This window comes from Paenibacillus sp. J5 (genome assembly GCF_054955055.1).
On sequence record NZ_JBUEDD010000017.1, the window covers coordinates 18,028 to 37,853 of the forward strand.

A 19,826-nucleotide genomic window follows, 5' to 3' on the forward strand; every position below is an offset into this window, starting at 1 on the left:
AGGCAGGTCAGGCCAAGCGTTCCAGCAATTCCAGACAGGCTCTGCTGTTATGATAAGGGCACTTCCAGGCGCTGACCTTGGGCTCATGCGACAGCGGCCTGCCTGCCTGATCTACGCCCCAGTGCCATTCGCCGTCCGCCTTATCGACAATGTATGTCTTGATAAAATGCCAGGCGTTCAGCGCGGCGGTCCTGTAAGACGGATTGCCGGATAACTGGTAAGCATTGTAGAACCCGACCATTGCTTCCCCCTGCGGCCACCAGTCCTTGTTCGCATCGGTCAGGCCGCCGCCGTCAGCCTCGTTCCAGATGCCGCCGTCGTTGTCAGTACCGTTCTCATAGACAGCCTGAGCCATATCCACAGCGACTCGTCTGACTCTGTCCAGCAGCTCATGGTCGCCGAGCACCTCTGCGGCCTCCACGAGCAGCCAGCTTCCCTCGATGTCGTGCCCGTAGGAGACATGATCGCTTTTTACCTCCCAATCCTCTCCGAAAAAGAGCCGGAAGCGGTGCTGATCGGGATCAATAATGTGCTGGAGCGTAAGTTGAATTAATTCACTCAAGCTATTCCGCAGCTCATCGGATGTCCAGACGCGGTACAGATTCGTATAGGCCTCCATCACATGGAGATGTGTATTCATCGATTTCTTTTCGTTCAAGTCCTTATCGCTGAGGCTGAGGTTCGCAGTCGGCTTCCAGTCACGTGACAGCGCCTCGATGTAGCCCTGATGAACCTGATCATGCGCGTGCTGCTCAAGCAGCCGGTAGACGGCAATGGCTGTCTGGAGGGCGTCTTCTGTCTGGAAGGCGCGGTAATACTCTGTAAGGGCATAGATTACGAAGGATTGGCCGTAGACCTGCTTTTTTAACTCAGACGGCTTTCCTGCATAATCGACACTCCAGTAAAAACCTCCGTACTCCTTGTCCTGAAAGTGTTTCATTATATACCTGTAGGAGCGCTCGGCAATTTCCGCGTAGTTCACTTCTGGAAAATAACGGTAGGCGGCAGAGAAGGTCCACAAAATACGGGCATTCAGCACAAGCCCCTTGTCCGCCGCGGCACGTCTCTCCATCTGATGATTAATCTCGCCGATGAAGCCGCCGTGGCTGGTGTCGGTCGTCCGGCTGATCCAGAAGGGGAGAATGTTCTCCAGAAGCTCCGCCCGCAGCTCATCCGACCATTGCTTGTTATCCACCTTGAATCCTCTCCTTCTGCAGATGGGGTGAAAGCTGACTTGTGAAAACCTTGCACTTATCTTGATTCAATAGACAACACCTCGAAATGAATGAATGGGCGGATGATTGTCTTCTGAAGGAAGGGGAAGGCACGCCGCCTAAATTTAATATACGAGATAAAGGTTAGGTTATCAATATAAATTACTTAATAAAACAAAAACGTTAACCTAATTTATAAACTAAATTAAGTTAACGTTTTTGTTTTCACTGCTGTTTCTCGGTTATCCCAGCTTTTTGACGGAGTCGCGGTAAATAATGTTTCCTGGAATGAGCACACGGCCGTTCTGACGGCTGGAGCCGGCTATTTTCTCCATAATGAACTTTACCGTTGTTTCCGCCATCAGGCTTACATCCACTTCAACGGTTGTCAATTGGGGGTTGAGCAAGGTGGCGTACACATCATTATCGAAGCCAACGACCGAGCAGTCATCAGGTACGTGGTAGCCGTCTGCAGTAAGACGCTCATAGAGGTTATAGGCTACCTGGTCGCAGTTGCAGACAAAGGCTGTCGGCATCTTATCGGGAAGTTCAATGTTGATAAACACTCCGCGCTCATCGCGGTCATTCAGAATGAGCCGATCCTCCAGAGCAAGTCCATGCTCAAGTAAAGACTTGTAATAACCGAGGAAGCGATCCTGAATGCTGCTTGTCGAATAAATATTGCCGACGTAAGCGATCTCGCGATGCCCCATCCGCAGCAGATAGTTCGTTAGCTCGTATGCACCGTAGAAATTATCGGTGACAATGGAGTCGATCTCGGCATGCTCGTCGTAAAAATCAAGGAACAGCTTGGGCAATTTCATTTTTTGGACGGTCTCGATATAAGGCTTGCTGACCTGACCCAGAATAACGATGCCGTCCACCTTGCTCTCGTTGTAAATTCTCGGAAAGTTGAGCTGCTCCTCATCCTCATTGCTCAAAATATTGAGGATGCCAAAGTAACCGAACCGATCAAGATGCAGCGAAATTTGCTGATACACACGCATATAGAAAGAATCATTAATGCCGGTAAACCGTTGCGGGATCATAACACCGACGTTGTAAGACAGCCCTTCCTTAATTGATTTGGCTGCAGAGTTATATCTATAACCAAGCTCGTCGGCAACCTTTTTGATTTTGAGCTTCAGGCTGTCGCTGACGCCTTCCTTATCGCTTAACGCCTTGGATACCGTAACGCTGCTGACTCCTAGCGTATTTGCGATATCTTTCATCGTAATGTTGTTTTTCATCCTATCTATTCACCATCCCAGATATGTAGATTAAAGCGGAATCAGCAAGTTATTCAGCCACTAGGGTGTGTATGCAAACTCCGCAAGGAGCAGATGTTGCCGAATTTTCGTTCCATGCCAGGCGCTTTTTCGCAGGCGTACCGGGGTACGCCTGCGAAAAGCAACGCAGCAGGGAGCGAAAAGGCGGGGATAGATGCCCTTATGCGGGTTTGCATACACGCCCTAGTATACAACTAAGCTAACAGGAGATAAAGTATTTTCAGTGCTTAACAAAAGTCTAAATGGGAGAGAACTTAAATAAATATTGACAAGGAAGCGTCTTCAAAATAGACTGTAGTAGTAATTTATCGATAACTTAATAAAATTAAGAGAGGGGATTAAGCGGAATGACAAAAAGAAAGCTTGCTATCGGTTTCTTGTCATTAAATTTGTTGGCTGCTGTACTCGCCGGTTGCTCAGGAAATAACAATGGCAGCAATGCTCCCGTCACGGGGACCAATAACAGCGGAAGCGAAGCGAACGCTTCAGGACCATCCGGTGAGATTACAGTCATTACCCAAAGAACGGATATTGTTGATACGGTATTTAAGGATTATGCAACCGAATTCAATAAAACCTACCCGGATGTAAAGGTGAAGTTTCAAGCGCTTTCCGATTATGAAGGTCAAATTACAGTCCGTATGAACTCCAAGGATTACGGTGATGTACTGCTGCTGCCGACGAGCATACCTCTGGCGGATACAGCAGAATTTTTTGAGCCGCTTGGCAGCTTTGACGAGCTGAGCAAGGAATACATCGGTCTGGAGGAGCGCACAGTTGACGGGCAAGCCTATGGCATCCCTCTGGCCGTCAATTTCTCCGGCGTCTTGTATAACAAAAAGGTATTCGAGGATGCAGGAGTCACGAAGGCGCCGCGTACACCGGATGAGTTCCTCGCAGCGCTGAAGGCTATCAAGGAAAAGGGAGACGCTATTCCGCTGTACACCAACTATGCGGACAGTTGGCCGCTTACCCAGTGGGAAGCCGTGCTGACCACAGTAGCTGGTCGTGTGGATTATGTCAATATCGAGCAGCCGAACACAGATGATAACTTTGTGGCGGGACAGCCGCATTATGAGCTGTATAAGTTAATGTATGATGCTGCTAAGGAAGGTCTGATCGAGCCTGACCCGACGACGACAAACTGGGAATCCTCAAAGGCGGATATGGCTAACGGCAAAATCGGGGCGATGGTGCTGGGCTCCTGGGCGATCGGCCAGGTACAGGGCCTTGCAGCGAATAAAGATCATATCGCATACATGCCATTCCCTACCAATGCGCAGGAAGTCATCATGCCCTTGGCGGACGATTACATGCTGGGTATCAGCAAGTACAGCAAGAACAAGGAAGCCGCACGAGCCTGGATTGACTGGTTCATCCAGAAATCCGGTTACCCGACAGAGCAGGCTGGCGGCATGAATCCGCTTGTAGGCTCCCCGCTTCCTGATGCGCTCAAGCAATTTGAAGGAACCAATGTGTTGTTCGAGCTTCAGTCGCCGGCCAACGCCGGACAGGAGGGGCTGGTTGACAAAATCGACAGGGAAGGCGAAATCGGCCTGTGGCAGCCAGAATTCAAGAAGCGCATCATTGAAGCAGCTATCGGCAATACCAGTGAATCCTATGACGATATCATGAAGGATCTGAATGATACATGGGTGAAGGCTCGGGCCAAGGTTCTGAGTGAATAGCCGTTAGCGGCTTCATCAGACCGGGTCGTTCAGGGAGGCGCTCGGCGCTTCCCCCTGCTCGGCACATTAACAAACACACAGAGAGCATGAGCAATTGGAGGTGTGAGTGGTGTTCAAAAACCTGAGCTACAACACCCAACGGAAAATGATGATCTTTGCCTTCTCTTTCATTCCGGTGGCTTTGCTATTTACATTTGCGTACTTGCCCGTATTTAACATGTTCATGTACAGCTTTACCAACTGGAACGGCTACAGCAAAAATTTTGATTATGTTGGACTGGAGAACTACAGAACGATTTTTACAGATTCCAAATACTTTACCGTCTTTAAAGTAAGCTTGTATTACTTTGCCGGCTCGTTTGTGCAGATGGGGATCGCCCTGTATTTTGCGACGATTCTGAGCACCAATGTCCGGTTCAAAAACTTCTTCAAGGGCGTCCTGTTCTTTCCCTATCTGCTCAACGGGGTGGCGATCGGCTTTATCTTCCTGATCTTCTTCCGGCCAGACGGAACACTGGATACGCTGCTGCAGGCGCTTGGCTTGGGGGCCTATACGCAGGGCTGGCTGCTCAATCCGAATATCATTAATATTTCTCTGGCCGGCGCATCCATCTGGCGCTATATGGGCTTTAATTTCGTCATTTTCCTAGGGGCGATCTCCTCCATCAGCAAGGATATCTACGAAGCCGCAGATATTGACGGAGCGAACCGCTGGCACCAGTTCCGTCATATTATTCTGCCAAGCATCAAGAGCATCGTTCAGCTCAATCTGATTCTGTCGATCAGTGGCGCCATCAGCGCATTCGATATTCCTTACATTATGACCGGCGGGTCCAACGGCAGTAATACCTTCGTTATTCAGACCGTGACAACGGCGTTCAAGTACAACAAGCTGGGTCTTGCTTCGGCGATGGCGGTCGTTCTGCTGTTCATCGTTATTCTGGTAACGCTGCTGCAGCGGATTTTCATCAAGGAGGACAAGTAGGATGCACACGGTGAGGTATACAGTAGCCAATGTTCTGAAATATGTTAGCCTGCTCCTTGGTGCGTTCGGTGCGCTGGTTCCGATTGCAGTCGTCCTGTTCGCTTCCCTGAAGACCAACAAGGAGTATGGGGATACAAGTCCGTTAACTCTACCGGATAACTGGATGAATGTGGTTAACTACTCCAAGGCGTTCATCAACGGTAAAATGCTGCTTGGCTTTGCCAATACCATGATTATTGTCATTATCTCCATTATCGGTGCATCATTGCTAGGGGCGATGATCGCTTATGTGCTCAACCGCTTCCAATTCCGCGGTAAAAAGCTGCTGATCGGCGCCTTTCTGCTGGCTACACTCATTCCCGGTGTCACGACCCAGGTTGCTACTTTTCGTATTATTACCGCTCTGCACCTGGTAGATACGCGCTTCGCTCCGATTCTTCTATACTTGGGCACCGATATTATTGCGGTCTATATCTTCATGCAATTTCTTAACTCCATCTCGGATTCACTGGATGAGTCGGCCATGCTGGATGGTGCTTCTTATTTCACGATCTTCTGGAAGATTATTCTGCCACTGCTGGCTCCGGCCGTCGTAACGGTCATTATTGTAAAAGGCGTAAACATCTATAACGATTTCTATACTCCGTTTCTATATATGCCAAGCGAGCATCTCCAGGTGCTCTCGACAGCATTATTCAAATTTAAAGGGCCCTACGGCTCGCAATGGGAGGTCATCAGCGCCGGAATCATGATTACTATCATTCCGATTCTGATTATTTTCCTGGCCCTTCAGAAGTACATATACAACGGGTTTGCACAAGGTTCAGTTAAATAGAGAATATGATCTATTGTGGAAGGGGTACTAATATGACGGATATTCGTATTATTGGAGAGAAGCTGGCTAACATACCTTGGCAGGAAAAGCCGGAATCGGCAACGGGACCGGTCTGGAGACATTCGGGCAATCCGGTGATTAAGCGGAATCCAGTTAAGGGGATCGCGCGTATTTTCAACAGTGCAGTTGTGCCCTTTGAAGATGAGTTTATCGGCGTGTTTCGGGCAGAGACGATTAACGGTCGTCCTCATCTGCACATGGGCCGTAGCAAGGACGGGCTGAGCTGGATGATCGAGGAAGAACGGATTGCCTTTGTGAACGAGCAGGGCGAGCCTTTTATGCCGAATTATGCCTACGATCCGCGTCTTGTCTATGTAGAGGATGCCTACTATATCATCTGGTGCACCGATTTCTATGGAGCGGCGATTGGCGTGGCGAAAACAACCGATTTCAAGACCTTTGTCCGTCTGGAGAATCCGTTCCTTCCGTTTAACCGGAACGGTGTGTTATTCCCCAAGAAGATGAACGGAAACTTTGTTATGCTGTCCCGTCCAAGCGATAGCGGGCACACTCCGTTCGGAGATGTGTTCCTGAGCGAGAGCCCGGATTTCGTCTATTGGGGCAAACATCGGCATGTCATGACCAAAGGAGGCCAGGGCTGGTGGCAGGCCGTGAAAATCGGCGGCGGGCCGGCGCCGATTGAAACCACCGAGGGCTGGCTGATGTTCTATCATGGGGTAACCGGAACCTGCAACGGCCTAGTCTACAGTATGAGCGCTGTCATCCTTGATAAGGATGAGCCATCCAGGGTCAAGTACCGTTCCCGCGATTATGTGCTGACCCCGGAGGAATGGTATGAAGAACGAGGCTTTGTTCCTAATGTTGTGTTCCCTTGTGCAGCCTTGACAGATGCCGAGACGGGCCGGATTGCCATCTATTACGGGGCAGCGGATACTTATGTGGGTGTAGCCTATACGACTGTTCAGGAGATTGTGGATTACGTCAAGGCAACCCATGAGGACGTGGGGGATGATGCCGGCCTCGGAGTGATGTAAGGGGGAAGCAACAGCGGCCGAAGTAGGATGGCCTGATATTTCACTTCTTCTGGAGGGGATAGATTTGGCAAATGACAGAATCGAAGATTTGCTCCGCTATGAGGGCAGCAGCCCTAGACCGGATGACTTGGATGAGTACTGGGAGCGTGCGCTGCAGGAGCTGTATGTACAGCCGTTGTACTACGAGCTGGTAGAAGCAGAGTTCCAGACCCCGCTTGCCGCTTGCTATCATCTTTATTTTACAGGGGTGGGCGGCGCGCGGATTCATGCCAAATATGTGAAGCCCAGACAGACGCAGCATCAAGGTCCGGGCCTCGCGCTCTTCCATGGCTATCATACGGGGAGCGGCGACTGGTCCGATAAAGCAGCCTATGCAGCTCATGGCATCACCGTCCTTGCCATGGATTGCAGAGGACAGGGCGGGCTGTCACAGGATAATCTTCCTGCCAGGGGCACTACACTTAAGGGCCATATTATCAGAGGGCTTGATGAAGACAGTGCCGATAAGCTGTATTACCGGAATGTGTTCCTGGATGTGGTTCAAGCCGTCAAGATCCTGAAATCGATGGATCAGGTGGACAGCAGCAAAATTGCGGTGCACGGCTGCTCCCAAGGCGGAGCGCTGTCGTTAGCCTGTGCGGCGCTGGAGCCGTCAGTAAAGCTGGCGATACCGGTCTATCCGTTCCTGACCGATTACCGCAAGGCTTGGCAGATGGATATCGTCAATACCGCTTACGAGGAAATAGCCTATTATTTTCGATTTATGGACCCGCTTCATACCCGGCAGGAGGAGGTATTCCGCAAGCTGGGCTACATTGATATTCAGAATCTGGCAGCGCGCATCCAGTCGAGGGTTCTGTTCGTAACTGCGCTTGCTGATCTGGCATGTCCGCCGATCACTCAATTTGCGGCATACAATAAAATTCAGTCGGAGAAGGAATTGCTTGTGTATCATGAATATGGCCATGAGCATCTCCCGCTGCTCGGCGACCGTGTCATGCAGGAGCTGTTGGCGTTGTAACGCGACAAGGGAGGGCTATTGCTCATCCGAATCAGTGAGGAACAGCCCTGTTAACTATGAGAGCGGCGGCTGAGGCCGTTACGCTAAGTTCACCTTCTTGAAATAGGGCGATTAGTGCTTTCAATTTTCGGAAAAACGTGTAATATAAAGAGTAAAGAAACAAAGAAATTGGATTCGGGGAATAGAGAAACAAAGAAGGGGGATACTATGGCAATAGAGAATGAGGCGGTGAGTCCTATGGAATGGAAGCGTGCGCGTGTCTCTCAGAAACGCCAAGTTACAATACCTCAAAAACTTTTTGAACAAGCAGGAATCAAGGATGAAGTGGAATTCAGTATTAAGGGTGGCAACATTATCATGCGCCCTGTACGTGAAACCAGGGGTAATGATTATTTTGCTGATCTTATTTTGGCTGATCTGATCAAAGAGGGATATACAGGGGAGAGGCTGCTGGAGCAATTCCGTGAGAAGCAAAACGAATATCACTTCGCCATTAAAAATCTTATTGCCGAATCTGGAGAAGTTGCTCGGAATTTTAGAGGAACGGGAAATGAAGAGACGGAAGAGCTTTTTGGCGATGTCATGGGGGATTAGATGCTTCCTGTCCTATACCTAGGCCCCGCAAAACGATATTTTAAGAAGCTGCTCGAGAAACCACTAAAATCAGCCTACCTTGATGCAATTACAGCGATTCGACTTGATCCCTCTGTTGGGGAACTTAAAACTGGTGACCTGGCTGGTGTGTATGGGTACGATGTATCCTATAAAGGTACGAACTATGAAATCGCCTACCGAATAGAGGAAAATGAGGAAGGTGAGCTTGTGGTTGTCATTTTGGCAGGCTCCAGAGAAAACTTCTACGAAGAGCTAAAGTGTTATCTTAAGAGCTGAATATATTGTCGCGAAGCCGCCGGAAAGGCGGCTTTGTCATGTTCTAGGACACTCTATACATTCCACTGACGTAATGAGTCGGCCGGCGCTGCTATAGCGCCGGCTGTTGTCATGGTTATGGCGTGAGGAGGTAGACTAGCCTTCGGAGAAGCGACAGCCGTTCACATCTATGCGGAGGAGTTCGCTTGTCTCTCCTGCCCTTCGGATGGGGAAGCCTGAAGCACATCGATCATGACGAGCGCCCCCAGCTTAAAGCCGAAGGTAAAGGCTTCCTGGGATTGCAAGGCATCAGACTCCCTGCGTAAATCCAGCAGCTCCTGCAACTGGTCGAATTCCTCTGTGGAGAGGCGTTGCTTCCATTGGAGTATGGCATTCGATACTTGATGGTTTAATTCGTGGTAATAGGAAGACTGGGGCACGCATTGTTCCTCAGGGCGTATCTTGCCCTCGTATAGATCGTGTAAGATGTTTTTCATTTGTTGCTCCTTTCTTGATTTTAAATGAGTTCAAGGTTGAAATCAGCACTTGGAAAAGGATTGCCGCGGTGTGGCATCACTACGAAAGAAAAGCGGCTGCTGATCCTGTTGTTGCCCGCTTCCTTGTATCCCCCATGGATTGGTTGAGATCAGGGGAAACGAATGCTATGTCATCAGCCACCCTCTTTCTTTACGCTTTGGAAAAGCTGGAATCAGACTTAGTCAAATTTAATTATACCGTATAAAAAATATACGAAAAACGCATAAAAATGAATATGCAGAAATTGCATAATATAGAATGTGTTTGGGTGATTCGTATGTATAGACGAATAAGAGATTTGCGGGAAGATAAAGATTTGACACAGCAGAAATTGGCACAGTATTTAAATGTCACTCAGGCGACTTACTCCAGGTATGAGCGAGGCGAGTTGGATTTGCCAAGCACAGTTTTAATCAAGCTAGCCCGATTTCACGAGGTCAGTACAGATTATCTATTAGGACTGACGGACAAGTCTACGCCTTATCCTTGACGGAACAAGCCGCAGCAACGTATCTCCTTATTCACAATACTGATGTTTAAATCTCTAAATTTCATTCTGTATTTATAAAATATACGAAAAATGCATAAAAGTCAATATGCGAAAAATGCATAATATAGAATGTGTTTGGGTGATTCGTATGTATAGACGAATAAGGGATTTGCGGGAAGATAAGGATCTCACACAGCAGAAATTGGCACAGTATTTAAATGTCACTCAGGCGACTTACTCCAGGTATGAGCGAGGCGAGTTGGATTTGCCAAGCACAGTTTTAATCAAGCTAGCTCGATTTCACGAGGTCAGTACAGATTATTTATTGGGACTGACAGACAAGTCTACGCCTTATCCTTGACGGAACAAGCCGAAATGTCTCGGGTCTGTGACATTTCGGCCTGTTTTAGTATAATGATTCAAAAACCGCTGTAGCACAGGGTGGAGACATTGGCGAGCTTCGTCTGCGATTAGGGATTATCCTGAAAGAAACGGGAGAATTTATTTGGCTGGTGCCGCTCAGGAATGAAGGATGAATTGCCATCACCCAATCGGGAAATCATGTACGCAATGTCTAAGGAGCATCTTTACGAAACGAGGTAGATAATTATGAATCGATCGAAAGTAATTTCGTTGGTAATAACATTATTACTATTTTCTATTGTGATTTTGACTGTAACAAACTCCCCTTCAGTTATGGGTATAATCAAATTACAGTTATCTAATAAGGATATTGTAGAAATAGAAGCCTCCTACACCTCACATTCCTATATGAGTAAATCCACGAATAGCGATCGAGTAATTACTGATTTAATGGAAAATAAAGGATTTAATCTCATAGATAAGCAAGGGTCATCTTACTTTTTTGAGAATAAGTATGAGAAGGTTATAGTTTCTAAAAAAATTTACGCAAAGTCATACATCATATGGAAATGAAAAAGAAAACCGCTCCAAAGGAATGGAAATCAGAAAGCTTGCTTGCGCCAATCTTCAATGGTTTGGATCGAAAATCCGGTGGCTTGGGCAATGGATGAATCATCCATCCCCATTCGTATTAACTGTTTAGCCACATCTTCTTTGCCTTTTTGCTCACCTTTGTGTTGTCCTCTGCGTTCAATATCATCCAAGATTTTTTCCAGTCCCATGAACGAAGCATCCCCTTTCACGTTTTGGATAAATTTTGATTGAATTTGCAAAATCACAGGGTATGGACTTGAGAACGGCGGCCGCCGCGCATATCATGCCAAGCAAATTGGCAGTCTTTATTTCTTTAAGGACAGCAATCGGTACTTTCACTTTTCCAGTAATACGCATGGCGGAACGATTGATCTTGCCATGGATTCTTGCAGGATGACATTAAAAATGGTTAAATCTCGCGATGCTTCTAAGAGCATCAATAACACGAACAGGCTTCCTTCCTGTGCTATAATAAGGTGGCTACTTCTTCAGGAATTAAGAGAGAAATAAGTGAGGTTCAATGACTATGTTAAATGACTATAAAATAAAATTTAACGACTATGCACTATCAGATGAAAAAAGCCCATTGTTTCTTCAAGGCGATGCATTAGAAGTGCTAAAACAATTGCCAGACGAAAGCATTGATTTTTGCATGACGAGTCCTCCTTATTGGGGTAAAAGGCAATACTCAGGTGGAGGAATCGGTTTAGAAAAGGACTATAAAGAATTTATTAAAATCTTAACTACAATCTTTGCTGAACTCAAGAGAGTGTTAAAGCCAACGGGTTCGTTTTGGTTGAACATCGGCGATACTTACTTAAACAAAAAACAACTTGGTATCCCTTGGCGAATAGCAATAACCTTAATGGATGAACAGGGCTGGATACTAAGGAACGATATTGTTTGGAACAAAGTAAAAGGTGGGATGGATAATTCCAAAGACAAACTAGGTAATATACATGAACCTATTTTTCATTTTGTCAAACAAGCAAAGTATTACTATGATGTCGATGCAATACGCTCGAAGCCCAAAGAAGCTAAAGTGGTTAATGGTGCTATAGTTTCCGCCACTGGTGTGAGTGGCGTTCGATACAAACGTCAAATTGAATTGTCTACTGTATTAACTGAAGAACAAAAACGCTCAGCATTTAGCGCTCTCGACTCAATCTTACAAGATGTTATGAATGGTAAATTGGCTGATTTTAGAATGGTAATTAAGGGTCAACAAAGAGCAACTCATTCCGATTCTACTCAAGTGTCGGGTCGTGCTAAGGAACTTCAGGATAAAGGATTTTACTTTTTGAAATATCATCCGAATGGAAGTAAACCAACCGATGTATGGGATATAATCCCTGAGGATACTCAGCAAAGAGATGACAATCATTTCGCCCCCTATCCTGAAGATTTATGCAAAATACCTATTTTAGCAACTTGTCCCGAAAATGGTATCGTGTTAGACCCATTTTGTGGTACAGGCACAACCATGTTAGTTGCAAGACAATTTAATCGAAAATCTGTAGGTATTGACATATCTGATCGTTATATAAAAGTTTCTGAAGAGAGGTGTCATCTCCTTGTCTAAAGTAGTCGAGTTATTTGGATTGCCAACATCTAATAATGCTTTGGATTGGAGTGGAGTTGTTTCTTCACAACATTGCCCATATCTTGATAGAAAATGTTTGAAAAACAGAAAAAGCGAACCTGAAATATCCATTGGAACTTGTACTATGAAATACAGTGGAGGTGATGTAATAATTTGTCCTTTCCGTCTACTGGAAAGAAGACAGATTTTTCTCGATTGCATTCACCTTCTTACCCTTCATGAGCCGGGTAATGAGCTTCATGTTGTTTCTGAGGTTGAAATACCGGGTGGAAATGTGGATTACTTCCTTGTCTCTGTAAACAATGAGAAGGTAATGGATTTTGTTGGGATAGAACTACAGACACTTGATACAACTGGAACTGTGTGGCCTGAAAGACAACGATTCCTCGCCACAAGAGGGATTCCAGTTAAACAAGAGGATACTGAATCGAAAAAAACCTTCGGTATGAATTGGAAAATGACAGCTAAAACAATCTTAGTACAATTACATCATAAACTTACTACCTTCGAACACCTTAATAAACATCTTGTTCTTGTTGTTCAAGACCCACTAATGTCGTACATGAGAAAAGAATTCTCGTTTGAACATGTCAAGGAAGCTAAGCTTGGAGACTCAATGCACTTTCATTCATACGGTCTAAATCCTACGGGGCTTCGTCTTCAAATGGGTTCAAGACACAGCACAGACGTGGTGGGTATGGAATTATGTTTAGGGCTACAGTCCGAGGCTAGGATTGAGTTAGAAATAATTCTGACCAAACTTCAAGCTAAAATTTCGGAGAAAACCTTGCTCAAAATATAAACCGGACTACTTCTGTTTATTTTGGACTCACTAGCGTTGCCTAAAGTCGTGTAACCTATGGGTAAATGTTGCAATTTTTTCGCTTATCATAATCACTTTGCCAGCGAGTGAACTGTAATACTCTGTGTTGACCTTCATTTTCTTACAAGTACGAGCAAGTAGTACTCAATAAGGGCGATCCAGACCTAACTACAGACAGCATGTTTGCTCGGTGCCCTAGAGGTGCTTGAATTGTAAATGCTGCTTCATCCACTTGAAGAATGTCTCGATCGTCCAACGTCCTGCGATACATATGACTCATCTCATCTGTCCCGTTACAAGGGAGAGGAGAGAGATTCATGTGTCGAGAAATAAAGAAAAAGCGGGTAAAACAGTGTAAAAAGTATAGTTTTTACTTTAAAAAGTTCTTATTTACAATAATTTGAAATTATGATAAGATTCAAATTGAATACGCTTACAAAATATGTCTGCGAGTTCTGCGCTACTGAAGTGAGCAGAAGATTGCAGACGTGCGGGAGGTGATTCATTTTTCGAGTTGAAAGCGGTTTTAATAGAGCAATTTTTATAGGGAGGATCGCTTCTGAGAGAGTAACAGAACCGTATCATTCGGGCTATGTGCAGCCGCAAGTCCAATTCAATGAACATATCAGGAGGAGAGATTATAATGAAAAAAGGTCTAACTCGTTTAGTAAGTCTGGCCATCGCTGCCGCACTGCTGGTGCCGTCGATGTCTTTTGCTGCGCCTCAGACACAGGAACAGAGCAATTCACTCGTCACACCTGCCAGTTACCCCATCATCGCGGCTCCACAGGGATATGACGGATACCGTAGCTGGATTCCGCATGGCAATGTGCATCAGATGAGCTACTACTCCTCGACAGTAGGCAAGACGAGGAACGCTATGGTGTATACGCCGCCAGGATATACGCCTACCAAAAAATATAACGTACTCTACCTGCTGCATGGTATTGGCGGAGATCAATATGAATGGCTCAATGGCATGAATCCGAGAAATATTCTGGATAATCTGTATTCCGAGAACAAGCTTGAGCCGATGATTGTCGTCTTCCCGAATGGCCGTGCGATGTGGGATGACCGTCCGATTGGCGATATTTTCGCTCCAGACAAGCAACAAGCCTTCGAACGCTTCGAATTCGATCTGGTCAATGACCTTATCCCCCATGTTGAAAATAACTATCCGGTGAACAAGAATCGTCTGAATCGCGCACTGGCTGGGTTGTCGATGGGTGGCGGTCAGTCACTGAACTTTGGCCTGAAGCATCTGGACAAATTCGCTTGGGTCGGCGCGTTCTCGTCTGCACCGAATACAAAGTCGGCTAACCAGCTCATCACCAATCCGTCGTATGCTGCCAGCCAACTGAAGCTGCTGTGGCTGTCTTGTGGAGCATCGGATGGACTGCTGTGGATCAGCCAAAACTTCCACAACAGCTTGAATAGCATGAACGTTCCGCATATGTGGTATCTCGATGTGGGCGGACATGAAGGCAAAGTATGGAGCAGCGGGCTGTATCAATTCTCGCAACGCATATTTAAGTAAGAGCAATAGAAGGTGAGCCGCGGCTCCGAACCTGTGTAATGCAGGGGCGGAGCCGTTGCGCATTGTAGCGGCTATCGCGATCTGCCTCGTAAATGGGAGACCAGATGCGTCATGAGAGCCTCCCAAGTATTCAGCGAACTTTCAGCCCCATTTCAAGTTCCTCTTATCTGGACTGGTTAAGCTAGAGATAGTTGAAATGGCAGGTAGCAAGCAAGGAATTCGCTACCAGGCTATTCAGCCAATACGAATCCCTAGCGAGGTGCAAAGGAAATGAAGCAATGGAGAAGATTAGCAGTTGGCACATTAGCATTAACAATCTCAGTAGGTGCAGGTATGTTCACGACGCAGGCTGTAAATGCAGCCGCTGATAGCTCCACGAAATATCAGTCTTCATTGGATGGCAAGCGTGCCGGATTTGGCGGAGTTCAGCAGGGCAAGGGGGGGCACGGTCGTCTCGGCGGCGGCTGGCTGGCATCTGACGAATTGGCGGGAGTGCTCGGGCTAAGCGCGGATGATGTGAAGGAAGCACTACAGTCTGGCAAGACGCTGGCCGATCTGGCAAGTGGGCAGGGTGTGAGCGTCCAGACGGTCATTGATGCGATTGTGAAAGCCCAGACAGCGAGATTAGACGAGGATTTGGCAGATGGCAAGCTGACACAAGAGCAATATACTAAGCGCGTCAGTGCGTTGACGGAGCTTGCAACGAACCTGATAAACGGAGATTGGGCGGCTATCGGAGGTCCAGGCGGCCTGGGCGGCCCGGGAGGCTTGGGCATTCCCGCCCCTGTCGGTCATGGCCCGGCAGGCATGCTCGGCGGCTCCGAGGAGGTAGCCAGCTTGCTTGGCAAGACAACGGACGAGCTGAGAGAGGCGCTGGAAACAGGCAAGACACTGGCCGAGCTGGCGAAGGAGCAGGGTGTGGCAACATCGGCAGTTGTCGACCTACTTGTGAAGGAGAGAACAGAGAGGCTGGCAGCAGAGCTGGCAGATGGCAAGCTGACCCAGGAGCAGTATGATCAGCGAGTCGCTGAGTTAAGCGAGCATGCGACGAAACAGGTGAACGGCGAGCTGGGCTTTGGCGGCCCGGGCACTCCAGATCGTAAGGGTCATGGTCCAGCGGGTATGCTCGGCGGCTCCGAGGAGGTAGCCAGCCTGCTCGGCAAGACAACGGACGAGCTGAGAGAGGCGCTGGAATCAGGCAAGACACTGGCTGAGCTGGCGAAGGAGCAGGGTGTGGCAACATCGGCAGTTGTCGATCTGCTTGTGAAGGAGAGAACAGAGAAGCTGGCAGCGGAGCTGGCAGATGGCAAGCTGACCCAGGAGCAGTACGATCAGCGAGTCGCCGAGCTGAGCGAGCATGTGACGAAGCAGGTGAATGGCGAGCGGCCAACCTTGGGAGACAAAGAGGCGGGACGCCCGGAAGGGAAGCCAGGCAAAGGCCGTGTAAGCAACTAGGTATTGTGCCTGGAGAAAGCGAAGGGGCATAACAATACAGCTCGATCTCCTGCACGAAGCAGGATTTCGATTCCTCGGCCACATAATACTGCTGACAGCATCAAGCATCAAGCTGCAAGCTATAAGGCTGTCAGGGCGAACAAGCCTAACCCTCATCGATGTCGATGGGGGTTAGGCTCCGTTGTGGCGATTGTTAGTTCTAATCTCCCCATTGACTCTTACGTTACGTTATACTCTATAGTAAATGGCGAGGGGGGTGAAGGCATTGGGAATGAGAGTCAAGGAGGTGGCTGATCTGGTCGGGACGAGTGTGCGCACACTTCACCATTATGATGAGATCGGGCTGCTGCTGCCAGAGGAGACGACGGAATCCGGATACCGTCTATACTCTGAAGCGAACTTGGAGCTGCTGCAGCAGATCTTGTTCTTCAGGGAGCTGGGATTCCCACTCAAGCAGATTAAGGATATTGTGACTGCCCCGTCCTTTGATCGACTGGCCGCGCTCCATCAGCACCGGATGCTGCTGCTGGAGAAGCGAGACCGCATCGACCAGATGCTGGAGACGATCGACAAGACGGTTCGTCATATGAAAGGTGAGATGACGATGACCCATCAGGAACGATTCACCGGATTCGACTTCAGTAGTCGTCCGTATGAGCAGGAGGCGAGAGAGCGCTGGGGGGATGAAGCGGTGAATCGCTCTCATGCCAAGCTCGACACCATGAACAAGCAGGAGCAGCATAAGCTGGGAGAGTCAATGAATGACCTCTACCGCAGGCTGGCGGCAGTGCGTCAGCTAGCACCGGATCATGCCGATGCACAGACAGCGATCGGGGAATGGTACACTTGGCTCAACAGCAACACAGGCTATGACTACACGCTTGAGGCATTCAAAAATCTGGGGCAAATGTATGTCGAGGATGAGCGCTTCAAGCATAATATCGACCAATTCGGTGACGGGCTGGCTGTCTTCATGCGGGATGCGATGGCGATATACGCCGATAGCATGTCACAGGATTAAGTTAGCGCAGGTCTCTCTGCCTCATAAATGACGAACACACGCCCGGCATCCTGTGCCGAGGCGTGTTCTTCTATATCCGCACTATGATCGCAGTAATCGATGTAGGTGATGAACGGTGAAGGAATATAGTGGCTGCATCCCATCCGTGTTCGTCTCTGCTGGGCAACTCATCTCGTCAGTGTCTGTGGAACTTGTATGGTCCGTGGCGAGAGACAAGGATGCAGCTCTGTCTGACGAGTGTGAACGGTCGTCAGTAGCCAAGCGCGGCGGAGTTGCGCAGCAGCTCAGTGAATGAGGAACGGCAGAGAGGATACGGCCAGCGGCCAACGTCCCGAAGGTGCGTCTGTCCCAATCAAGGACACGCACCTTGCCGTTCCGCACCGAATACACGGCAACGCGCCGTGTGGTCGTTACCCCTCTGCTGTCTCTATAGACGATCTCGACATTGCGTCCGATATAGCTGTCAATGAGCATTCGTTCGCCTCCAAATAAAGAACATTTGTTCTTATTATAATGCGAATACATGTTTGGATGCAAGGATAAATATGAAAATTTATCCTGTGCGCAGGGTGAAGCTTCTGCGGGATGCCTCAGCGCCCTTGGAATCGAAGACGATGACTTCAAGCTTCTGATCGCCTGCGGGGAGCTTCGACGGATCAAGCTTGAAGCTGTACGGATATTGCTGCCGCGACAGTGCCAGCTTGCCGTTCAGCTTGATGACGACCTTGCTGATATACGGATCATACGTCTTCACCCATACGATGACTGTAGATGGCTGCTTAAGCTTCGTAGCAGTGAGTCTGCGAAGGGTGTAAGGATAATCCCGTTGAACGATGCCTGCAGTCGATGCGGCTGATGCGGCGCTCTGCCCGGCTGCGGGCTGCCGGCTGGTATCTGATTCTGCCGTGGCAGAAGATCCCGAGCTGTTGGTGCTTGGTCTGGCAGCAGAGGCAGGCAGGACAGATGACAGGTAGTACGGGTCAGCGATCAGCTTGCTGTAGGCGGCCAGCACCTTGTCATTCTCGGTCAGGCTGAAGTTGTTCAGGCTCCGCTCTGCACGATGCGAGTCGGTCAAGGTGTTGAGGCTGAACCAACTGATTGCCTTGAGACGCGGATATTTCAGCTTCGCACCATGGTAGAGCATGTTCATCTTGGTCTGCGCGAAGTAGAGGGTAGAGGTGTCCCCGGCCTTGCTATAATGAGTCGCTGCATATTCGCTGACCATGATCGGCTTGCGGGCGGCATAGGTCTGATAGACTTCATCGAGGGAGTCAAGCGGATTCACCTGATCGGCAGGACTGCCCAGCTTGCCGTTAAAATACTTTACACTGTAGATGCTCAACCCCACCCAGTCCACCCACTCATCGCCAGGATAGTACGCCTGGATGGTTGGCTTCGGATTGGCAGCGGGCGACCAGACCATCGCGATATTATCCGCCTCCTCCCGCATGACCTTGGCGACGAGACGGAATGTCTGGATATACTGCTGCGGATTGCCGTTCCACTTGACCCAGTTGCCGTTCATCTCGGAAGCGAAGCGCAGGAAGACAGGCACTCCCGCGGCCTTCGCATCACGCGCGAACTGGCGAAGATAGGGGCCATCCTTCACTTCGTCCAGCCCGTTGTCCGGCTGGAAGGCTAACTGAATGGCACCGCCAGCTTTCCCTACCTGCTCCGCCCAATGATACGGGAAGGGGCTGCCGTAGCGGTGATAGGTGAAATAAATGGCATGCTGCTTGCCTGCAAGCTTGTTGAACGCCTTGAATTTGTCGTCACCCAGCTTGACCATATGGCTATCTTTGTCTATGTAGGCCCCGATGTACATGCCGCTTGGCGGCTCGAACTTCGCGAGATCCCGGCCTCCAGTCACAGTGCTTGCTGCTCCCACTGTCCCTTGCATTGCAGGCGATTCTACATATACCTCGATCTCCGTATTCAAGGCGTCGGCCTTGGCCAGTACCGCATAGTACGTGTTCAGATCTCCAGACTGCTCGCCCAGCACCTTATGGATGCGAGCTTCGCGGTAGTAGGTGTCCGCCGCCTTTTGATATTGCTTGCTCTGCTCGTAGGCCTCAGCCAGCTTCCGCAGATACCCTGCCTGCTCCGATTGGCTTACAGCCTGCTCCAGCTCGGCAATCGCCTGCTTGAGCTTGCCCTGCCTGAGATGCGCCTCGCCATTTTTATATAGCTGCCAGTGATGGAGTGTAGCCGCTTCGGCGGTCTGTAACACAGAGGACGGGGAGGCTATCATTAGCAGCAACGAGATGAGACTCGCTAGTAGGGCAGATTTATTCATAGACCTATCCTTCCTCTCCAGAGGATTTGCCTTCATAGTATCATAGGATGTCGAAATATGTCAGGAAAATTTAAATGTAATCGTTTTAATATAGAAAAATAACAGGATATAAGAACTATTGTTAAATTGGTAATTTAAACAATATAATTA

The 19,826-nt window shown here is 48.5% G+C and carries 21 protein-coding genes and 1 pseudogene; 16 read left to right on the forward strand and 6 right to left on the reverse strand.

Features of this window, described 5'->3' with window-relative positions; all coding sequences use genetic code 11:
* Positions 1-7: 7 nt before the first annotated feature.
* Together ACY1JZ_RS24345 and ACY1JZ_RS24350 are read right to left on the reverse strand one after the other, a co-directional pair.
* A complete protein-coding gene (locus tag ACY1JZ_RS24345; protein WP_462631317.1) occupies positions 8-1,195 on the reverse strand; it encodes an AGE family epimerase/isomerase in 1,188 nt (395 codons plus the stop codon).
* 261 nt (positions 1,196-1,456) lie between these two features.
* Entirely contained in the window at positions 1,457-2,464 is a 1,008-nt protein-coding gene (locus tag ACY1JZ_RS24350; RefSeq protein WP_462631318.1) for a substrate-binding domain-containing protein, read from the reverse strand.
* Positions 2,465-2,850: 386 nt separating this feature from the next.
* Here ACY1JZ_RS24350 and ACY1JZ_RS24355 point away from each other — a divergent pair, with 386 nt between their 5' ends.
* The 7 genes from ACY1JZ_RS24355 to ACY1JZ_RS24385 all read left to right on the forward strand — a co-directional run bounded on the left by ACY1JZ_RS24355 (position 2,851) and on the right by ACY1JZ_RS24385 (position 8,978).
* Entirely contained in the window at positions 2,851-4,191 is a 1,341-nt protein-coding gene (locus ACY1JZ_RS24355; RefSeq protein ID WP_462631319.1) for an ABC transporter substrate-binding protein, read from the forward strand.
* Between the two features lie 145 nt (positions 4,192-4,336).
* Positions 4,337-5,176 carry a carbohydrate ABC transporter permease gene (locus ACY1JZ_RS24360; protein WP_442954898.1) on the forward strand — a complete coding sequence of 280 codons (840 nt, stop codon included), beginning with the start codon at positions 4,337-4,339 and terminating at the stop codon, positions 5,174-5,176.
* A gap of 1 nt (position 5,177) precedes the next feature.
* A complete protein-coding gene (locus ACY1JZ_RS24365; RefSeq protein WP_462631320.1) occupies positions 5,178-6,011 on the forward strand; it encodes a carbohydrate ABC transporter permease in 834 nt (277 codons plus the stop codon).
* Positions 6,012-6,043: 32 nt separating this feature from the next.
* A complete protein-coding gene (locus ACY1JZ_RS24370) occupies positions 6,044-7,066 on the forward strand; it encodes a glycoside hydrolase family 130 protein (RefSeq protein WP_270169071.1) in 1,023 nt (340 codons plus the stop codon).
* Between the two features lie 64 nt (positions 7,067-7,130).
* Positions 7,131-8,087 (forward strand): acetylxylan esterase, encoded by a 957-nt coding sequence (locus tag ACY1JZ_RS24375; protein WP_462631322.1) that lies wholly within the window; start codon positions 7,131-7,133, stop codon positions 8,085-8,087.
* Positions 8,088-8,294: 207 nt separating this feature from the next.
* Positions 8,295-8,681, forward strand: coding sequence for an AbrB/MazE/SpoVT family DNA-binding domain-containing protein (locus ACY1JZ_RS24380; RefSeq protein ID WP_462631324.1), 387 nt, complete (start codon positions 8,295-8,297; stop codon positions 8,679-8,681).
* Positions 8,682-8,978, forward strand: a complete 297-nt coding sequence (locus ACY1JZ_RS24385; protein WP_462631326.1) for a type II toxin-antitoxin system RelE/ParE family toxin — start codon at positions 8,682-8,684, stop codon at positions 8,976-8,978.
* A gap of 167 nt (positions 8,979-9,145) precedes the next feature.
* On the opposite strand, the gene ACY1JZ_RS24390 is transcribed toward ACY1JZ_RS24385, so the two are convergent.
* Entirely contained in the window at positions 9,146-9,454 is a 309-nt protein-coding gene (locus tag ACY1JZ_RS24390) for a DUF6809 family protein (RefSeq protein WP_462631327.1), read from the reverse strand.
* Between the two features lie 317 nt (positions 9,455-9,771).
* On the opposite strand from ACY1JZ_RS24390, the gene ACY1JZ_RS24395 reads away from it, so the two are divergent.
* The 3 genes and pseudogenes from ACY1JZ_RS24395 to ACY1JZ_RS24405 form a co-directional block, all read left to right on the forward strand.
* Entirely contained in the window at positions 9,772-9,984 is a 213-nt protein-coding gene (locus tag ACY1JZ_RS24395; RefSeq protein WP_462631329.1) for a helix-turn-helix domain-containing protein, read from the forward strand.
* A gap of 148 nt (positions 9,985-10,132) precedes the next feature.
* Positions 10,133-10,345 carry a helix-turn-helix domain-containing protein gene (locus tag ACY1JZ_RS24400; protein WP_462631329.1) on the forward strand — a complete coding sequence of 71 codons (213 nt, stop codon included), beginning with the start codon at positions 10,133-10,135 and terminating at the stop codon, positions 10,343-10,345.
* Between the two features lie 97 nt (positions 10,346-10,442).
* Positions 10,443-10,569, forward strand: a pseudogene (locus ACY1JZ_RS24405) (GNAT family N-acetyltransferase); the annotation flags it as partial.
* 380 nt (positions 10,570-10,949) lie between these two features.
* Here the strand turns inward: ACY1JZ_RS24405 and ACY1JZ_RS24410 are convergent.
* Positions 10,950-11,129 (reverse strand): hypothetical protein, encoded by a 180-nt coding sequence (locus tag ACY1JZ_RS24410; RefSeq protein WP_462631331.1) that lies wholly within the window; start codon positions 11,127-11,129, stop codon positions 10,950-10,952.
* A gap of 338 nt (positions 11,130-11,467) precedes the next feature.
* On the opposite strand from ACY1JZ_RS24410, the gene ACY1JZ_RS24415 reads away from it, so the two are divergent.
* The gene (locus tag ACY1JZ_RS24415) at positions 11,468-12,523 is read left to right on the forward strand and encodes a DNA-methyltransferase (protein WP_270169083.1); all 1,056 of its coding nucleotides are present in this window, start codon (positions 11,468-11,470) and stop codon (positions 12,521-12,523) included.
* Positions 12,516-13,346: a NotI family restriction endonuclease gene (locus tag ACY1JZ_RS24420; protein ID WP_462631332.1), complete on the forward strand. Its 831-nt coding sequence runs from the start codon at positions 12,516-12,518 to the stop codon at positions 13,344-13,346. Before ACY1JZ_RS24415 ends, ACY1JZ_RS24420 begins: the two co-directional genes overlap by 8 nt.
* A gap of 216 nt (positions 13,347-13,562) precedes the next feature.
* Here ACY1JZ_RS24420 and ACY1JZ_RS24425 read toward each other — a convergent pair whose 3' ends face one another.
* Positions 13,563-13,640 (reverse strand): transposase, encoded by a 78-nt coding sequence (locus tag ACY1JZ_RS24425; RefSeq protein ID WP_462631398.1) that lies wholly within the window; start codon positions 13,638-13,640, stop codon positions 13,563-13,565.
* Between the two features lie 370 nt (positions 13,641-14,010).
* Between ACY1JZ_RS24425 and ACY1JZ_RS24430 the strand changes: the two genes are divergently transcribed.
* The 4 genes from ACY1JZ_RS24430 (at position 14,011) to ACY1JZ_RS24445 (ending at position 17,675) form a co-directional block, all read left to right on the forward strand.
* On the forward strand, positions 14,011-14,904 hold the full coding sequence (locus tag ACY1JZ_RS24430; protein ID WP_462631333.1) for an alpha/beta hydrolase: 894 nt from the start codon (positions 14,011-14,013) through the stop codon (positions 14,902-14,904).
* A 270-nt stretch (positions 14,905-15,174) separates the two neighbouring features.
* Positions 15,175-16,359, forward strand: a complete 1,185-nt coding sequence (locus tag ACY1JZ_RS24435; RefSeq protein ID WP_462631335.1) for a hypothetical protein — start codon at positions 15,175-15,177, stop codon at positions 16,357-16,359.
* Between the two features lie 265 nt (positions 16,360-16,624).
* Complete coding sequence (locus ACY1JZ_RS24440; RefSeq protein ID WP_462631336.1) at positions 16,625-17,380, forward strand: MerR family transcriptional regulator; 756 nt, start codon at positions 16,625-16,627, stop codon at positions 17,378-17,380.
* Between the two features lie 115 nt (positions 17,381-17,495).
* Positions 17,496-17,675, forward strand: a complete 180-nt coding sequence (locus tag ACY1JZ_RS24445; protein ID WP_462631338.1) for a hypothetical protein — start codon at positions 17,496-17,498, stop codon at positions 17,673-17,675.
* Between the two features lie 258 nt (positions 17,676-17,933).
* On the opposite strand, the gene ACY1JZ_RS24450 is transcribed toward ACY1JZ_RS24445, so the two are convergent.
* The gene (locus tag ACY1JZ_RS24450) at positions 17,934-19,676 is read right to left on the reverse strand and encodes a glycosyl hydrolase (protein ID WP_462631340.1); all 1,743 of its coding nucleotides are present in this window, start codon (positions 19,674-19,676) and stop codon (positions 17,934-17,936) included.
* Between the last annotated feature and the right edge of the window lie 150 nt (positions 19,677-19,826).